Source organism: Citrobacter sp. MGH105 (genome assembly GCF_001037485.2).
Lineage (GTDB): Bacteria > Pseudomonadota > Gammaproteobacteria > Enterobacterales > Enterobacteriaceae > Citrobacter > Citrobacter portucalensis.
On record NZ_CP073048.1, the window covers coordinates 1,127,884 to 1,144,420 of the forward strand.

At 54.4% G+C, this 16,537-nt stretch carries 16 protein-coding genes; 8 read left to right on the forward strand and 8 right to left on the reverse strand.

The genetic code is table 11. The features are described from left to right. From SK35_RS05320 to hycI, 4 genes are read left to right on the forward strand one after another with little or no spacing between them, the layout of a single operon-like run. Positions 1-543 (forward strand): formate hydrogenlyase complex iron-sulfur subunit, encoded by a 543-nt coding sequence (locus SK35_RS05320; RefSeq protein ID WP_032944742.1) that lies wholly within the window; start codon positions 1-3, stop codon positions 541-543. Further along, entirely contained in the window at positions 543-1,310 is a 768-nt protein-coding gene (gene hycG / locus SK35_RS05325; protein ID WP_003037388.1) for a formate hydrogenlyase subunit HycG, read from the forward strand. The genes SK35_RS05320 and hycG overlap by 1 nt, the downstream gene beginning before the upstream one ends. Next, on the forward strand, positions 1,307-1,717 hold the full coding sequence (locus SK35_RS05330; RefSeq protein WP_048215685.1) for a formate hydrogenlyase maturation HycH family protein: 411 nt from the start codon (positions 1,307-1,309) through the stop codon (positions 1,715-1,717). Before hycG ends, SK35_RS05330 begins: the two co-directional genes overlap by 4 nt. Beyond that, positions 1,710-2,180: a hydrogenase maturation peptidase HycI gene (hycI, locus tag SK35_RS05335; protein WP_048215686.1), complete on the forward strand. Its 471-nt coding sequence runs from the start codon at positions 1,710-1,712 to the stop codon at positions 2,178-2,180. Before SK35_RS05330 ends, hycI begins: the two co-directional genes overlap by 8 nt. Positions 2,181-2,236: 56 nt before the next feature. Here the strand turns inward: hycI and SK35_RS05340 are convergent, their stop codons facing one another. The 3 genes from SK35_RS05340 to ascF all read right to left on the reverse strand — a co-directional run bounded on the left by SK35_RS05340 (position 2,237) and on the right by ascF (position 5,550). Then, complete coding sequence (locus tag SK35_RS05340) at positions 2,237-2,476, reverse strand: SymE family type I addiction module toxin (RefSeq protein WP_008785630.1); 240 nt, start codon at positions 2,474-2,476, stop codon at positions 2,237-2,239. Positions 2,477-2,648: 172 nt separating this feature from the next. Continuing rightward, positions 2,649-4,073 (reverse strand): 6-phospho-beta-glucosidase, encoded by a 1,425-nt coding sequence (locus SK35_RS05345; RefSeq protein WP_048216395.1) that lies wholly within the window; start codon positions 4,071-4,073, stop codon positions 2,649-2,651. Between the two features lie 22 nt (positions 4,074-4,095). After that, positions 4,096-5,550, reverse strand: a complete 1,455-nt coding sequence (ascF, locus tag SK35_RS05350; RefSeq protein WP_048215687.1) for a PTS cellobiose/arbutin/salicin transporter subunit IIBC — start codon at positions 5,548-5,550, stop codon at positions 4,096-4,098. 264 nt (positions 5,551-5,814) lie between these two features. Here ascF and SK35_RS05355 point away from each other — a divergent pair, with 264 nt between their 5' ends. The 3 genes from SK35_RS05355 (at position 5,815) to hypF (ending at position 9,903) form a co-directional block, all read left to right on the forward strand. Continuing rightward, a complete protein-coding gene (locus SK35_RS05355) occupies positions 5,815-6,828 on the forward strand; it encodes a LacI family DNA-binding transcriptional regulator (protein WP_048215688.1) in 1,014 nt (337 codons plus the stop codon). Between the two features lie 145 nt (positions 6,829-6,973). Further along, complete coding sequence (gene hydN / locus SK35_RS05360) at positions 6,974-7,519, forward strand: electron transport protein HydN (protein WP_003037366.1); 546 nt, start codon at positions 6,974-6,976, stop codon at positions 7,517-7,519. Positions 7,520-7,662: 143 nt separating this feature from the next. Next, a complete protein-coding gene (gene hypF, locus SK35_RS05365) occupies positions 7,663-9,903 on the forward strand; it encodes a carbamoyltransferase HypF (RefSeq protein WP_048215689.1) in 2,241 nt (746 codons plus the stop codon). A 161-nt stretch (positions 9,904-10,064) separates the two neighbouring features. On the opposite strand, the gene norW is transcribed toward hypF, so the two are convergent. Both norW and norV read right to left on the reverse strand, forming a co-directional pair. Then, complete coding sequence (gene norW / locus SK35_RS05370; RefSeq protein ID WP_048215690.1) at positions 10,065-11,198, reverse strand: NADH:flavorubredoxin reductase NorW; 1,134 nt, start codon at positions 11,196-11,198, stop codon at positions 10,065-10,067. Then, entirely contained in the window at positions 11,195-12,643 is a 1,449-nt protein-coding gene (gene norV / locus SK35_RS05375; protein WP_008785624.1) for an anaerobic nitric oxide reductase flavorubredoxin, read from the reverse strand. Before norV ends, norW begins: the two co-directional genes overlap by 4 nt. A gap of 191 nt (positions 12,644-12,834) precedes the next feature. Here norV and norR point away from each other — a divergent pair, with 191 nt between their 5' ends. Next, a complete protein-coding gene (norR, locus tag SK35_RS05380; protein WP_048215691.1) occupies positions 12,835-14,355 on the forward strand; it encodes a nitric oxide reductase transcriptional regulator NorR in 1,521 nt (506 codons plus the stop codon). Here the strand turns inward: norR and gutQ are convergent. The 3 genes from gutQ to gutM form a co-directional block, all read right to left on the reverse strand. After that, a complete protein-coding gene (gene gutQ, locus SK35_RS05385) occupies positions 14,352-15,317 on the reverse strand; it encodes an arabinose-5-phosphate isomerase GutQ (protein WP_003825938.1) in 966 nt (321 codons plus the stop codon). The two genes, norR and gutQ, sit on opposite strands and share 4 nt — an antisense overlap. Further along, positions 15,310-16,083: a glucitol operon DNA-binding transcriptional repressor SrlR gene (gene srlR / locus SK35_RS05390; RefSeq protein ID WP_003037350.1), complete on the reverse strand. Its 774-nt coding sequence runs from the start codon at positions 16,081-16,083 to the stop codon at positions 15,310-15,312. Before srlR ends, gutQ begins: the two co-directional genes overlap by 8 nt. A 70-nt stretch (positions 16,084-16,153) precedes the next feature. Next, positions 16,154-16,513: a transcriptional regulator GutM gene (gene gutM, locus SK35_RS05395; RefSeq protein WP_008785622.1), complete on the reverse strand. Its 360-nt coding sequence runs from the start codon at positions 16,511-16,513 to the stop codon at positions 16,154-16,156. Positions 16,514-16,537 lie beyond the last annotated feature (24 nt).

Genomic DNA, 16,537 nt, shown 5'->3' on the forward strand with positions numbered 1-16,537 from the left:
ATGTTTACCTTTATCAAAAAAGTCATCAAAACCGGGGCGCCGACGTCGTCGTATCCGCTGGAGCCAATTGCGGTCGATAAAAATTTCCGCGGTAAACCCGAGCACAATCCGCAGCAGTGCATCGGCTGTGCGGCCTGTGTCAATGCGTGCCCGTCGAACGCTCTGACGGTAGAAACCGATCTGGTCACCAATGAGCTGGCGTGGCAGTTCAACCTTGGGCGCTGCATTTTCTGCGCCCGCTGCGAAGAAGTCTGCCCGACAGCGGCAATCAAGCTGTCGCAGGAGTATGAGCTGGCGGTGTGGAAGAAAGATGATTTCCTGCAGCAGTCTCGTTTTGCGCTGTGCAATTGCCGCGTATGTAACCGTCCGTTTGCGGTGCAAAAAGAGATTGATTACGCCATTGCGCTGCTTAAGCACAACGGTGATACCCGCGCGGAAAACCACCGTGAAAGCTTTGAGACCTGCCCGGATTGTAAGCGCCAGAAATGCCTGGTGCCGTCTGACCGTATTGAACTGACTCGCCATATGAAAGAGGCCAGCTGATGAGCAATTTATTAGGCCCACGTGACGCCAACGGTATTCCGGTACCGATGACGGTGGATGAATCCATTGCCAGCATGAAAGCATCGCTGCTGAAAAGCATCAAGCGTTCAGCGTATGTTTACCGCGTGGACTGCGGCGGCTGCAACGGTTGCGAAATCGAAATCTTTGCTACGCTTTCTCCGCTGTTTGATGCCGAACGTTTTGGCATCAAAGTCGTACCGTCACCGCGCCATGCGGATATTCTGCTGTTTACCGGCGCGGTAACCCGTGCCATGCGCTCTCCGGCGCTGCGTGCCTGGCAGTCTGCGCCAGATCCGAAAATTTGTATCTCTTACGGTGCCTGCGGTAACAGCGGCGGTATCTTCCACGACTTATATTGCGTATGGGGCGGCACGGACAAAATCGTACCGGTGGACGTGTATATTCCAGGTTGTCCGCCGACGCCTGCGGCAACGCTGTATGGTTTTGCCATGGCGCTGGGTCTGCTGGAGCAAAAAATTCACGCGCGTGCGCCGGGTGAACTGGACGAACAGCCGGCGGAAATTCTGCATCCGGACATGGTTCAGCCGCTGCGCGTCAAGGTAGACCGCGAAGCTCGCCGTCTGGCGGGATACCGCTACGGCCGTCAGATTGCTGATGACTATATGACGCAGTTAGGGCAGGGTGAACATCAGGTGGCGCGCTGGCTGGAAGCGGAAAACGATCCGCGTCTGACCGAGATCGTCACGCATCTTAACCATGTTGTCGAAGAGGCGCGTATCCGATGAGTGAAACGGTGGTGTTCAGTCAACTGAGCCGTAAATTTATTGATGAGAACGATGCGACGCCCGCTGAGGCGCAGCAGGTTGTCTATTACAGCCTGGCGATTGGTCACCACCTTGGGATCATCGATTGCCTGGAATCGGCGTTAACTTGTCCATGGGACGAATATTTGGCATGGATTGCTACCCTTGCAGAGGGAAGCGAAGCCCGCCGGAAAATGGAAGGCGTGCCGAAATACGGCGAGATCGTTATCGATTTCAACCATGTACAAATGCTGGCGCGCGCGTTCGATGATGCGCGTGCCGTGCAGACCCCGCAGCAGCAGGAGTGGAGCAAGCTGATGCTTAGCATGCTGCACGACATACACCAGGAAAGCGCCATCTATCTGATGGTGAGGAGACACCGTGACTGACGTTTTATTATGTGTGGGTAACAGCATGATGGGCGATGACGGCGCGGGCCCGCTGCTGGCTGAAATGTGTGCTGCAAATCCTCAAGGCAACTGGGTTGTCATCGACGGCGGTAGCGCGCCGGAGAACGATATTATCGCCATCCGAGAACTGCGTCCGCAACGTTTGTTGATTGTTGATGCCACCGATATGGGGCTGAACCCCGGTGAAATCCGCATTATCGATCCCGATGACATTGCCGAGATGTTCATGATGACCACCCACAACATGCCGCTGAACTACCTGGTAGATCAGCTGAAAGACGATGTTGGTGAGGTAATTTTCCTCGGCATTCAACCGGACATCGTCGGTTTTTACTACCCGATGACACAGCCGATCAAAGATGCTGTTGATACCGTCTATCAGCGATTAGCCGGTTGGGAAGGACACGGTGGATTCTCCGAGCTGGAAGCACCAGAAGAGTAAACCGTATCAGTGCCGGATGTGAACGACATCCGGCCTGTTTTCCCAGTGTATCCTCGTCATTCAATTGCCTGCTCAATAATTAATTTCCCCTGCATCACTGATACATTCACTGCTGTACCGGTCGGAAATCCAGCTTGTTCCAGCCAGTCGCCGTTCAGCGTGAGTGAGGCGTGACGACTGATTCGTCGCGTATAACCCGTTTTTGGATCTTCATGGCGTTTTCTGACATAGCTGACTTTCAAGCGACGTACCGGTTTGGTGATTGCCACCGCTGTTTTGCCCTTTTTATCAAACATGCACGCTTCCTTGTGGTGAACGGCCTGGATTAAAAACTACTGAATAAAATGCCAGTAAAAAAGGGGGAGGGCAAACCTGAAACTGGAAGGACGATTCCAAATCTGGAATGTAATAAATGAAATGAAAATAAGCACTTCTGCCGGAAGGCTGTAACCCCCTCCGGCAGATTCGTCATGCCAGATCGGCACCGTTACTGGCGATGACTTTTTTGTACCACCAGAATGATTTCTTACGGGTACGTGCCAGCGTGCCGTTGCCCGCGTCATCGCGGTCCACATAGACAAAACCGTAGCGTTTGCTCATCTCACCGGTTGAGGCAGAAACCAGATCGATACAGCCCCAGGAGGTGTAACCCATCAGCGGCACGCCATCTTCAATCGCGTCTGCCATGGCGCGAATATGTTCGCGTAAATAGCTGATGCGATAGTCGTCATTGATCTCACCGTTAGCATCGATTTCATCTTTCGCTCCCAGCCCGTTTTCCACCAGAAACAGCGGCTTCTGGTAGCGGTCATACATCATATTCATGGTGATGCGCAGGCCGAGCGGATCGATTCCCCAGCCCCATTCACTGGCGGCAATGTACGGATTACGCAGCGACTTCACCACGTTGGCGGCGCTGGTATTGCCCGTGTTCATTTCAGCGGAGGCGCAGCGCGATGCGTAATAGCTGAACGAGACGAAATCGACGGTGTTTTTCAGGATGTCGTCGTCTTCCGGGGCTTTTTCGATTACCACGCCTTTTTCGCGAAACACGCGGGCAGAGTAAGCCGGGTAGGCCCCGCGCGCCTGCACATCAATAAAGAACAGGTTTTCACGGTCTTTTTCCAGTGCGGTCCACACATCTTCCGGCTTACACGAGTAAGGATAAAAATTACCGCCAGCCAGCATACAACCGACCTGGTTTTGCGGATTAATTTCATGGGCTATTTTAGTCGCCAGGGCGCTGGCTATCAGTTCGTGGTGAGCGGACTGATATTTCACCTGATCCTGATTTTCACCTTCTTCAAATACCAGCCCGGCGCCTGAAAAGGGGCTGTGCAGCATAATGTTGATTTCGTTGAACGTCAGCCAGTACTTCACCAGACCGTCAAAGGCCTCGAAGCAGGTACGGGCGTAGCGGGTAAAGAACTCCACCATTTTGCGGTTACGCCAGGAGCCGTACTCGGTGACCAGATGCATAGGCACATCGAAGTGACACAGCGTGACTAATGGCTCAATACCGTATTTTTTACACTCTGCAAACACGGCCCGATAAAACGCGATTCCGTCTTCATTCGGCGTCAGCTCGTCGCCGTTAGGGTAGAGGCGGCTCCAGGCAATGGAAGTACGAAAAACCGTAAACCCCATTTCCGCCATCAGCGCGATATCTTCTTTATAGCGATGATAAAAGTCGATCGCCTGATGGCTGGGATAAAATTCTTCATCCCGCAGCGTAAGGCGCTTTTCCTGACCCAGTTTGACGGGCATGCGGTGTGTGCCGTGGGGGATCATATCGACGGTAGTCAGCCCTTTGCCGCCTTCCCGGTATGCCCCTTCAGACTGGTTGGCGGCCAGTGCGCCGCCCCATAAAAATCCTTGCGGAAAAACAGACATAATTAACCTCAGTTCATACCAGTCAAATGCTGGCTCCATTGATATTGCCCGGTTGTGCGGCCTGGTTTTTTCTGGCCTGCGCGGCTGCATCTTCGACAGGAATATCTTCAAAGCCGAGAATCAGCGTTAGTACAAAAGAAAGCACTACCGCCAGTGCCATCACGCCAAATACCCAAACGATGGTCATCGGATTGGCCGGATCGAAAAACTGGACGCTGGTGAACAGACCTGGAGCCGCCATGGAGTGGCTTGCAAGCCCGGCCATTCCAGCAACAGCACCGCAGATAAAACCGCTGATAAGGCTCGCAATCAGCGGACGTTTCAAGCGGATTGCCACGCCATATAGCGCGGGTTCGGAAATGCCCGCCATGATGGCTGAGGCGGCAGCTGCTAACGCAGTCTGGCGCAGCTCCGGGTTTTTGGTTTTCCATGCCACTGCCAGCGATGAACCACCTAACGACAAATTGGCGCCAATTTCCGATGGCATTACCATGCCTTCTTTTCCGGTTTCGGCAATCGTCTGAATAATGGTTGGCGTAAAGACACGGTGCATACCGGTCATTACCAGCAGCGGCCACAGCGCGCCCATAATGGCCACTGACAGCCAGCCGAGATAGCCGTGGATGGTATAGACCAGCGCTGAAATCGCGCTACCGATCCAGATACCGATCGGGCCAATGATGACGATGGCGAGCGGGGCAGCGATCAGCACGATCAGCATCGGTTTGAGGAAGTTTTTGGTCACCGCCGGAGTTATACGATCGACCCTGCGTTCGATGTATGACAAGCACCAGGTCATGACCAGCGCCGGGATCACCGTGTAGGTGTATTTCACCGCCGTCACTGGGATCAGGGCAAACTCAACGTGCTCACCCTGCGCGGCTTTTGCCATCAGATCGATAAAGCTGGGATGGACCAGCACACCCGCAATAGCAATTGCCAGCGACATGTTGGTTTTGAATTTAATGGCTGCCGAAGCGGCGACCATCAGCGGCAGGAAGAAAAATGCGCCGTCGCCGATAACGGTCAGAATGGTGAGGGTGGACGATCCTTTCACCAGCACGCCGGTCATTTCCAGAACCATTGCCAGCAGCTTGAGCATTGATCCACCGATAATTGCCGGGATCAGCGGTGACATCGTGCCGATCAGCGCATCAAGGATCCCCGCGCCAATTCGCTTCAGCGTCAGTCGGGGTTTGATTTGCGGCTCAGCAGGCTGCATGTTGGCAGGCAACAGGCTGACCACTTCACGATATGCCTGCGAAACGGTGTTGCCGATAATCACCTGACACTGGTTCTCGTTGCGCACCACGCCCAGCACGCCAGTGAGGGTTTTCAGCGTCGCGCTGTCGACCTGCGAGTCATCTTTGATAACGAAACGCAAACGGGTCATACAGTGGGTCACTGCTGTGATGTTGTCGACGCCTCCCAGAGCCGTCACAACGGAGCGCGCCAGCGCTGCATAATTCTTGGACATCGGATTTAATCCTGTTTTATCAGTAGAGTACGTTATTTTTTATCCGTTTACGTGGGTCGCTTTTCTGGGTTGATGAAACGCAGATAGGAAACCGGTTCCACAAAAGCATGTTTAAATTGAATTAACTGATCAAGATTTAATTTTGATCAATTTTTGTAATTGTGACGCAGATCACCAGATGTCAGCGTCTGCGATTTAGCAGCAAGGACAGCGGCAAAACGGTGCAGTACACTGCGTCACATTGAGAGAAAAGGGATGAGTAATATGACCACGATGCTGGAGGTGGCGAAGCGGGCCGGAGTGTCGAAAGCGACGGTTTCCCGGGTGCTTTCCGGAAACGGCTATGTCAGCCAGGAAACCAAAGACCGGGTGTTTCAGGCTATTGAAGAGAGTGGTTACCGCCCAAATTTGCTGGCGCGCAGTCTCGCGGCGAAAACCACGCAGACACTGGGTCTGGTGGTAACAAACACCCTTTATCACGGCGTCTATTTCAGCGAACTGCTGTTTCATACCGCGCGGATGGCGGAAGATAAAGGGCGCCAGCTGTTACTGGCTGACGGTAAGCATAGCGCTGAGGAAGAGCGCCAGGCGATCCAGTATCTGCTCGACCTGCGCTGTGACGCGATTATGATATATCCGCGTTTTCTCAGCGTGGATGAGATAGATGACATCATCGATGCCCACAGCCAGCCGATTATGGTGCTTAATCGACGCCTGCGGAAAAACAGTAGCCACAGCGTATGGTGCGATCAAAAGCAGACCAGCTTTAACGCCGTTACTCAGCTCATTGCCACCGGGCATAAAGAGATTGGTTTTATTACCGGCTCGATGGATTCGCCAACCGGCGTGGAGCGACTTTCAGGCTATAAAGACGCGCTGGCACATCATGGGATCGCGCTAAATAATGATCTGATTGTTAAAGGAAAATGGACGCCAGCCTGCGGCGCAGCGGGTGTGGATACTTTGCTTTCGCGCAAGGTCAATTTTACCGCATTGGTGGCCAGCAATGACGATATGGCGATCGGCGCGATGAAGCAGTTGCACGAGCATGGTGTGAGTGTTCCCGCACAGGTGTCGGTGATTGGCTTTGATGATATCGCCCTCGCGCCATACACTATTCCGGCGCTTTCCAGCGTTAAAATTCCGGTAACAGAAATGATTCAGGAAACGATTGGGCGCCTGATCTTTATGTTAGGTGACGGGGCGTTTACGCCGTCAAAGACCTTCACCGGTGAACTCATTGCGCGCGACTCAGTTGCGCCGCCCGTTTCGCGCTGACAGCTGTCATTTGTCATCGTCACTAGTGACGATGACACGCCCTTCTTGCGTTCTTCAGAATAAAACACCTTTAAAAACAGTAAATTAAATTCTGGCACGATTTGTGTATGCTTCGGCAGATATTCTGTCATTGCTGGAGAAATTGATGAACCGTTTCATCATTGCAGACGCCAATAAATGCATTGGTTGCCGTACCTGTGAAGTGGCCTGCGTGGTATCCCATCAGGATAACCAGGACTGCGCATCGCTGACCCCTGAAACCTTTTTACCCCGCATTCACGTCATCAAAGGTGTTAATGTCTCCACGGCGACGCTGTGCCGCCAGTGCGAAGACGCGCCGTGCGCTAACGTCTGTCCGAACGGTGCGATCAGCCGTGATAAAGGTTTTGTCCACGTAATGCAGGAACGCTGCATTGGCTGTAAAACCTGCGTTGTGGCTTGTCCTTACGGCGCAATGGAAGTGGTCGTGCGTCCGGTCGTGCGTAACAGCGGCGCAGGTCTGAACGTCCGTGCAGAAAAAGCTGAAGCCAATAAGTGCGACCTGTGCCACCATCGTGAGGCCGGTCCTGCCTGTATGGAAGTGTGCCCGACTCACGCACTGATATATGTGGATCGCAATAAGCTTGAGCAACTGAGCGCGGAAAAACGTCGTCGCGCCGCGCTGGATTCCACCGCATCTTTGCTGTTCTGATATCTGAAAATCCGCGTAAAATACGGTAGTACTTATGCCGGATGGCGGCTTTGCCTTATCCGGCCTACTGTTCGCATCCACGTAGGCCTGATAAGCGTAGCGCCATCAGGCAAACCGGGATAGATGACTGCGGGAACGACTTAATGACAATAAACAACCACTCCGGCGTACAGCTGCGTATTCGCGGCAAAGTACAGGGCGTCGGATTTCGCCCCTACGTCTGGCAACTGGCGCAGCGCTTACAACTGCATGGCGATGTGTGTAACGACGGTGACGGTGTGGTTGTGCGCTTACAGGAAGATCCGGCGGAGTTTATTGCGCAGTTGCATCAACACTGCCCACCGCTGGCGCGCATTGACAGCGTTGAGAGTGAACCATTCGCCTGGACGCAGCAGCCTGCCGATTTCTCGATTCGTCAAAGTGCTGCCGGTACGATGAATACGCAAATCGTTCCGGACGCCGCGACCTGTCCCGAATGCCTTGTTGAAATGAACACCCACGGTGAACGTCGTTACCGATACCCCTTTATCAACTGCACCCACTGTGGTCCGCGTTTTACGATTATCCGCGCGATGCCCTACGATCGTCCGTTTACCGTAATGGCGTCATTCCCACTCTGCGCGCAATGTGACAAAGAGTATCGCGATCCGTACGACCGTCGCTTCCACGCCCAGCCAGTGGCTTGTCCGGCATGCGGCCCTCATCTGGAGTGGTTCTGTGCAGGTGAGCGAGCGGAGAAAGAAGAGGCGCTGCAGGCGGCGGTAACGCGGCTGAAAGCAGGCGGTATTGTGGCGGTTAAAGGCATTGGTGGGTTTCATCTGGTGTGCGATGCGCGAAATGATAACGCCGTAGCGCTACTCAGGCTGCGCAAACACCGTCCGGCGAAACCTCTGGCAGTGATGCTGCCCTCTGATGAAGGATTGTCTGAACCCGCTCGTCGTTTGCTGACTACCCCTGCTGCGCCGATCGTGCTGGTGCAGAAACGCTATGTCGCTGCATTGAGCGAGGGCATTGCGCCGGGGTTAACGGAGGTTGGCGTCATGCTGCCAGCGAATCCGTTACAGCATTTGCTCTTACAAGAGATGAATTGTCCGCTGGTGATGACGTCTGGCAACCTCAGCGGCAGGCCTCCGGCCATTACCAACGCCCAGGCGCTGGAAGATTTACACGACATTGCCGACGGTTTCCTGCTGCATAATCGCGAAATTGTGCAGCGGATGGATGACTCCGTGGTGCGTGACAGTGGGGAAATGCTGCGTCGTTCCCGGGGTTATGTGCCGGATGCGGTCGCACTACCACCAGGATTTCTCGACGTGCCGCCGATGCTGTGCTTAGGTGCGGATCTGAAAAATACTTTCTGTCTGGTGCGCGGCGAGCAGGCGGTTATCAGCCAGCATTTGGGCGATCTTAGCGATGACGGCATTCAGCAACAGTGGCGTGATGCGCTACGCCTGATCCAGAACATTTATGACTTTACGCCGCAGCGTATCGTGCATGATGCACACCCTGGCTATGTTTCCAGCCAGTGGGCCAGTGAAATGGAGCTGCCAACTGAAACGGTGCTGCATCACCATGCGCATGCCGCTGCGTGTCTTGCGGAGCACGGCTGGCCGCTCAATGGCGGTGATGTGATTGCTCTGACGCTAGACGGTATCGGTATGGGGGAAAACGGCGCGCTGTGGGGGGGAGAGTGTTTGCGGGTCAACTATCGTGAATGCGAACACCTTGGCGGCTTACCGGCGGTAGCGCTGGCGGGCGGCGATCTGGCGGCAAAACAGCCGTGGCGTAATCTGCTCGCGCAGTGCCTGCGTTTTGTTCCTGACTGGCAGCGTTATCCGGAAACATCGGTGCTGCAACATCAAAACTGGAACGTGCTGGCGCGCGCTATTGAACGGGGAGTTAACGCTCCGCTGGCGTCATCGTGCGGACGACTGTTTGATGCCGTTGCCGCCGCGTTGCAATGTGCACCGGAATCATTGAGTTATGAAGGTGAAGCGGCCTGTGCGCTTGAGGCGATGGCATCGCAATGTAATGGCGTTGATCACCCAGTCACGGTGCCGCTTGATGACAATCAGCTGGACTTAGCGGTTTTTTGGCAGCAATGGCTTAACTGGCAGGCCAAACCAGCAGAAAGGGCATGGGCGTTTCACGACGCGCTGGCGCGTGGTTTTGCCACTCTGATGCGAATGCAGGCCGAAGCGCGCGGGATTAAGACGTTAGTATTTAGCGGTGGCGTGATGCATAACCGCTTATTGTCGGCCCGTCTGGCGTTTTATCTGCGTGATTTTACCTTACTGTTCCCGCAGCGTTTACCGGCGGGCGACGGCGGGTTGTCATTGGGGCAGGGCGTGATTGCCGCGGCGCGAGCGTTGGCGCAAAAATAAAAAAAGCCCCGGGACTGGCGGGGCAAGAAAAACATGTCGGGGCATACCGACAAGTGGCAACGCACATCCATGTGCGTGAGGTTAATAAATCAGTAGCAGCGTTGCCGGGCAAAGTCGTAGGCCGGATAAGACGCGAAGCGGCGCCATCCGGTATCCCAGACTTACACAGGCAACGTTTTCAGCAGCGCAAAGGCCTCTTTCATGCGGTCTTCACTGACGACAAACGCACACAGCTGGCCTTCGTCGTTCATCCCTCTGGCAACCATTCCCTGCGCTTCGGCGGCGATGTGCCAGTTCAGATCGCGGCGCTGGGTTTCCCCGGCCAAATGCAGAGGCAGTTCTGGCGTTTTGACTTTTACCAGCATGGCTGGCAGTTTCAATGGCGCATTGCCGCCGAGCAGGTTTTTCGCCAGATACATGGCGCTCAGCTGAATCGGCTGCAGGAACGGGAGCACCTGACCGTTAATCTCCGCACAGTCGCCGAGAGCATAAATGTCCGGGTGGCTGGTTTGCAGGTAGCTATCGACGCAGACGCCACGATTGATGTTCAATCCGGCACGACGCGCCAGTGCGGTCTCCGGGCGTAAGCCGGTGGCGGCGATCACCGCATCGACTTCTACGCTGCGGCTACGATCGAGCGTGGCACGAATACCTGACGCCGTTTTCTCCAGCCCCTGAAGCTGTGATTTCAGCAGCAGGTGTACGCCCATATCGGTCAGACGATGCTGTAAGCGACTGCTGACTTCCGGCGGCATCAGCGAAGCCAGAATGCTGGCGGCGTTGTCGATAAGCGTTACCGCTTTACCGGCACGACAAAAATCCATCGCCAGTTCACTGCCAATCAAGCCGCCGCCGACTATCAGTACCCGCTGGGCGTCACGCAGCTGCGTTTCACAAGCGCGATACTCTTGTTGGCTGTTCAACGTGAGCATTAACTCACGTCCGGTAACCGGCGGTACAAAGGCTGAAGCGCCCGTCGCCAGCACCAGTTTGTCATACTGCCACTGCTGATCCTGGCTTTTCACTACGTGGGCATCAGCATCGATGTCGGTTACCCAGGTGTGCGGGAACAGGCGCAAATTAAACTGTTCGGCAAACTCCCCCGCCGACTGGCGGGTGAGGTCGTCTGCACGCTGTGACTGACTGATAACATGGCTGAGATCGGGCTTGTTGTACTCATCCATGCTGTCCGCAGCAATCAGGGTCAGCGGGACATTTGCATCCTGCTTACGGATATTTTTGACTAACTGGCGGGCGGCGAAGCCCGAACCAATAATGACAATTCCGCGGCTCATTTTGCCTCCGTTGCCAGGACGTCGAAGACGTCTTTACCTAATGAACATTCCGGGCACAGGAAGTTGTCAGGCACGTCGCTCCACGGCGTTCCCGGCGCAACATCCTGCAGCGGTTCACCTTTTGCCGGGTCGTAAATCCACTGGCACACGCTGCACTGCATGCTAGGGCCAAGATCGGCGGCAGCCGCAGCGGCGCAAGCGCATTCTTCTTCTTTGGATGCGGCTTTTACGGTTGTTTCCGGCAGTGGAGCAAGCGCCCACTGACGCGCGATTTCACGGCCGTGCTGGCGGCATAGTTCCAGCGCATCCAGGTCCGGACGCCATTTCGCTTTCAGGCTCAGCGACATTTCGAAACCAGCATCCTGCAAACGCGTAGACAAACGGTCTACTGCGCCGCCGCTCCAGCCGTGTGAGCCAAAGGCGCTGGCGCGTTTGTTACGAAAACGCAGGCCGGTCATCTCTTCCACCAAACCGGCGATTTTTGGCATCATCACGTTGTTCATCGTCGAAGTACCGACCAGCACGCCTTTAGAGCGGAAGACGTTAGTCAGAACTTCGTTCTTATCGCTACGGGCGACGTTAAAGATTTTCACCGCCACGTTCGGGTCAACTTCGTTGATGCCCTGGGCTATGGCGTCCGCCATCATGCGGGTGTTGTTGGACATGGTGTCGTAGAAAATGGTGATGCGGTCTTCCTGATAATCCGCCGCCCATTTCAGATACATTTCCACGATTTGCGTCGGGTTGTCGCGCCAAACCACGCCGTGGGAAGTAGCAATCATATCGACAGGCAGGTTGAAGCCGAGGATCTCAGTAATTTTCGGTGTAACCAGACGGCTGAACGGCGTCAGAATGTTGGCGTAGTAACGCTGGCACTGTTCGAACAGTTCGGTCTGGTCAACTTCGTCGTTAAACAGACGTTCGTCGCAGTAGTGCTGACCGAAGGCGTCGTTACTGAACAGCACCGCGTCGCCGGTCATGTAGGTCATCATGCTGTCAGGCCAGTGCAGCATTGGCGTTTCAACGAAGATCAGCTGTTTGCCGTTACCAATGTCCAGTGAATCACCGGTTTTCACCACGTTAAAGTTCCACTCCGGGTGATGGTGATGCCCGTTGATGGAGTCAATGGCGTTGGCTGTGCAGTAAATCGGCGTGTCCGGGATGCAGGACATCAGCTCAGTCAGCGCCCCTGCATGGTCTTCTTCCGCGTGGTTAATGATGATGTAGTCGATATCCGCGAGGTCAATTTCACTGCGCAGGTTCTGCACGAATTCACGGCTAAACTTGTGGTCTACTGTATCGATCAGGACATTTTTTTCTTCACGGATGAGATAGCTGTTGTAGCTGCTGCCGCGCAGCGTTTTGTATTCAGTCCCGTGGAAATCACGAACTTCCCAGTCACGTTGGCCAACCCAATGAATGTTATTTTTAACCAGAATAGACATAGCAACCTCAGTAATTAATTCAGCGTTTTTCTAAAAAAGATGTTTTGCTTATTGCAGGTTGCGTGCCAACTTTTTATCTTTTTGATTTTAATGGTTTTATTGTTTCCTGCTTATTAAGTGGTAGTCAAAATGACTATTCATTTTATTGTCAATATGACAATATGAATTGTCAAAATGACAATGAGGTAGTCATGAGCTTTTCCGTAGACGTGCTGGCGGGCATCGCCATTGAATTACAAAGCGGTATTGGACATCAGGACCGTTTTCAACGTCTGATAACCACTTTGCGTCAGGTGCTGGAGTGCGACGCGTCGGCACTGCTGCGCTATGAGTCGCGACAGTTTATTCCGCTGGCGATCGATGGGCTGGCGCAGGATGTTCTCGGCAGACGCTTTACTCTGGAAGGGCATCCGCGTCTGGAGGCGATTGCCCGCGCCGGAGACGTGGTTCGTTTCCCTGCCGACAGCGATTTGCCAGACCCATATGATGGTCTGATTCCGGGGCAGGAGAGTCTGAAGGTGCATGCCTGTATTGGGCTGCCGTTGTTCGCCGGTCAAAATTTGATTGGTGCGTTAACCCTGGATGGCATGGAGCCCGATCAGTTCGATGTTTTCAGCGATGAGGAACTTAGGCTGATTGCCGCGCTGGCGGCGGGTGCGCTGAGCAATGCGCTGCTGATTGAACAACTGGAAAGCCAGAATATGCTGCCAGGTTCGTCAACCAACTTTGAGCAGGTGACGGAAACCCAGATGATTGGCCTGTCGCCCAATATGATGCAGTTGAAAAAAGAAATTGAGATTGTGGCGGGGTCCGATCTCAACGTGCTGATTAGCGGCGAAACAGGAACCGGGAAGGAGCTGGTGGCTAAAGCTATCCATGAAGGTTCGCCGCGCGCGGTGAATCCACTGGTGTATCTGAACTGCGCGGCGTTGCCGGAAACCGTAGCCGAAAGTGAGCTGTTTGGTCACGTAAAAGGTGCATTTACCGGGGCTATCAGCAATCGTAGCGGTAAGTTTGAAATGGCCGACAATGGGACGCTGTTTCTCGACGAGATAGGCGAACTCTCGCTGGCGCTACAGGCTAAGCTGCTGCGCGTATTGCAGTACGGCGATATTCAGCGCGTGGGTGACGATCGCAGCCTGCGCGTGGATGTGCGGGTGCTGGCGGCGACGAACCGTGATTTACGCGAAGAGGTGCTGGCCGGGAATTTCCGCGCGGATTTGTTCCACCGTCTGAGCGTTTTCCCCCTTTCTGTACCGCCTCTTCGTGAGCGCGGCGAAGATGTGGTGCTGCTGGCCGGCTATTTTTGCGAGCAATGCCGACTACGGCTGGGTCTTTCCCGCGTGGTGCTAAGCCCCGGAGCGCGTAGTCATCTGCTGAATTACGGCTGGCCCGGAAACGTGCGCGAGCTGGAACATGCCATTCACCGGGCGGTTGTTCTGGCCAGGGCTACCAGGGCAGGGGATGAAGTGGTGCTGGAGGCGCAGCATTTTGCCTTGCAGGATGAAGGTCCGGCTCCGCAGGTGGCGGAAGTTGTTGCGGAGATCCCACAACATCACAATCTGCGTGAAGCAACAGAGTCGTTCCAGCGGGAGATGATCCGCCGGGCACTGGCGCAAAATAATCACAGTTGGGCGGCAAGCGCGCGGGCGCTGGAAACAGACGTCGCCAACCTGCACCGGCTGGCGAAACGTCTGGGTCTGAAGGATTAGATAATACCGGCCTGATAGAAATCCTGCAGGTTGATAGCACCGGTGAGTTTACCGTTTTCATCGACAACCGGTGCGGCAGTGATTTTACGCTTCATCAGGATCTCTTTGGCGTCAATCGCGCGGCTCTGCGCCTGTAGCGTAATGCCATTCTGAGTCATAGCTTCGCTAACCTGGGTGGTGAGCGCTCCGCCGCCAACCAGCCAGCGGCGCAGGTCACCGTCGGTAAAGACCCCTTTCACCAGTGACTGGTCGTCGCAGACCGCGACCAGGCCAAGACCCGTGCGGCTGAGTTCCAGCATCGCGTCCATAACGCTGGTGGTGAGCTTCACCTGAGGTATGGCATCGTCACGGCGCATCAGATGATGCACTTTATTTAACAGACGAGCGCCCAGCGCACCTGCCGGATGTGAGCGGGCAAAATCTTCTTCGTTAAAGCCGCGCGCCTGCATTACGGCGATCGCCAGCGCGTCGCCCATCATCAACGTATTTACGGTGCTGGACGTCGGTGCCAGGCGCATCGGACAGGCTTCGCGCTCAACGGAAATATCCAGCACGGCTTTGGCTGCCAGACCCAACGGTGAGGTCGGTTTTCCGGTCATTGCCAGCAGTGCGACGGATTTGTCTTCCAGGCGTGGGATGATGAGATCCAGCTCTTTCGCACCGCCGGAGTAGGAGATAAACAGCATGACATCACGGCTTTCGATCATCCCTAAGTCACCGTGCAGCGCTTCCGCCGGATGCACAAAAAAGGCGGGCGTGCCGGTACTGGCGAGGGTCGCCGCAATTTTTTTGCCAATATGACCTGATTTACCAATACCGGAGACAATGACTTTGCCTTCACAGTGGATAATCGTATTAGCGGCGCGGACAAAATCATCGCCCAGGCGTTCTGGCAGTCGGCTGGCTTCCTGTAGTTCCAGCATTAACGTCTGACGGCCCGCGTTCAGTAGTGCATCACTCATTGGTTTCTCCGGTTATGATCACTTCAATCCCTTTTGCTTCCAGCGCCTGACGAAACGCAGGGTCTATGCCCGCATCGGTAATCAGCTTGTCGACGCTTTCCAGACTGCATACAACATTAGGGCTTTTGCGCCCAAATTTTGACGAGTCAGCCATCAGAATCACTTCGCGAGCGGCATTGCACATCGCTTTACTGACGCTAAACACCTCATTAAAGGTGGTCACGCCGGCATTGAGGTCAATGCCGTCGGTGCCCATGAAGAGTTTATCAAAGCTGAACTGCTCAAAGGCGTTTTCTGCCAGCTGACCGTGAAATGACGCAGATTTTTTGCGAAAGGTCCCGCCGGGCATCAGGATAGTTTGCTCGTTGTCCAGCTCCGAAAGGGCGTTAACAATGTGCAGACTGTTGGTCATGACGGTGATGTTGCTAAAGCGCGTGAGCATCGGCACCATCTGCAGTACGGTGCTACCTGCATCCAGAATAATAGAGTCGCCATCGTGTATAAAACGGACGGCGGCCTCGGCAATCTGCTCTTTTTTATGCGTATTGATTAGCGTTTTGTGATCGATTGGCGGGTCGGATTCGTCTTTATTTAATACCACACCGCCATAGGTACGAATGACGGTTCCGGCATTTTCCAGAATGACCAGGTCTTTGCGAATGGTCGTGCCGGTCGTGTCAAAGTAGTGGGCCAGTTCTTCAACCGAGCATTTGCCCTGCTTTTGCAGATGCTCCAGTATGGCAGCCTGACGCTGACGAGGTTTCATAGGCGTGATTACCCTGACTTAATAAGTTGCAAAATGATAATTTCGCAAGCTATTAGCATTCACAACGAAATTACCCATGTTTCAGTTTAAGCGCCAATGATAGTGCATTCTGTGATAACGGATCATGGGGAAAGATCACATCAGGCTGTAAATCATCAAGATGTTTGCCCATTATCGTGGCAATTTTGCCTGGTCGGGCGAATACCGTAAGACCTTTCATAAATAACGTGTCGGTCACCCGTTGCTGCTCATCCAGCGCGATGGCTACCACCACGCGCGGTTTAAAACGCCCACCGGAGCGACCAACACCAACCCGACCTTGCTGGCAGAGTTGATCAAACGCCCGGTTAAAGCGGGATATTTGCCAGCCACCAAGCGCCAGTTGCAGGCACCAGGCGATAGCGGCGACGGTAATCAGTGCGGAAACCATTATGTACTCCTTTGATTTTGCCGG

Bases quoted from the DNA above. Each gene is read 5' to 3' on its own strand.
- srlR (WP_003037350.1), bottom strand. From the start codon at position 16,083: ATGAAACCTCGTCAGCGTCAGGCTGCCATACTGGAGCATCTGCAAAAG.
- hypF (WP_048215689.1), top strand. From the start codon at position 7,663: ATGACAATAAACAACCACTCCGGCGTACAGCTGCGTATTCGCGGCAAA.
- SK35_RS05345 (WP_048216395.1), bottom strand. From the start codon at position 4,073: ATGTCTGTTTTTCCGCAAGGATTTTTATGGGGCGGCGCACTGGCCGCC.
- ascF (WP_048215687.1), bottom strand. From the start codon at position 5,550: ATGTCCAAGAATTATGCAGCGCTGGCGCGCTCCGTTGTGACGGCTCTG.
- SK35_RS05355 (WP_048215688.1), top strand. From the start codon at position 5,815: ATGACCACGATGCTGGAGGTGGCGAAGCGGGCCGGAGTGTCGAAAGCG.
- hycG (WP_003037388.1), top strand. From the start codon at position 543: ATGAGCAATTTATTAGGCCCACGTGACGCCAACGGTATTCCGGTACCG.
- norR (WP_048215691.1), top strand. From the start codon at position 12,835: ATGAGCTTTTCCGTAGACGTGCTGGCGGGCATCGCCATTGAATTACAA.
- norW (WP_048215690.1), bottom strand. From the start codon at position 11,198: ATGAGCCGCGGAATTGTCATTATTGGTTCGGGCTTCGCCGCCCGCCAG.
- SK35_RS05320 (WP_032944742.1), top strand. From the start codon at position 1: ATGTTTACCTTTATCAAAAAAGTCATCAAAACCGGGGCGCCGACGTCG.
- SK35_RS05340 (WP_008785630.1), bottom strand. From the start codon at position 2,476: ATGTTTGATAAAAAGGGCAAAACAGCGGTGGCAATCACCAAACCGGTA.
- gutM (WP_008785622.1), bottom strand. From the start codon at position 16,513: ATGGTTTCCGCACTGATTACCGTCGCCGCTATCGCCTGGTGCCTGCAA.
- hydN (WP_003037366.1), top strand. From the start codon at position 6,974: ATGAACCGTTTCATCATTGCAGACGCCAATAAATGCATTGGTTGCCGT.
- gutQ (WP_003825938.1), bottom strand. From the start codon at position 15,317: ATGAGTGATGCACTACTGAACGCGGGCCGTCAGACGTTAATGCTGGAA.
- SK35_RS05330 (WP_048215685.1), top strand. From the start codon at position 1,307: ATGAGTGAAACGGTGGTGTTCAGTCAACTGAGCCGTAAATTTATTGAT.
- norV (WP_008785624.1), bottom strand. From the start codon at position 12,643: ATGTCTATTCTGGTTAAAAATAACATTCATTGGGTTGGCCAACGTGAC.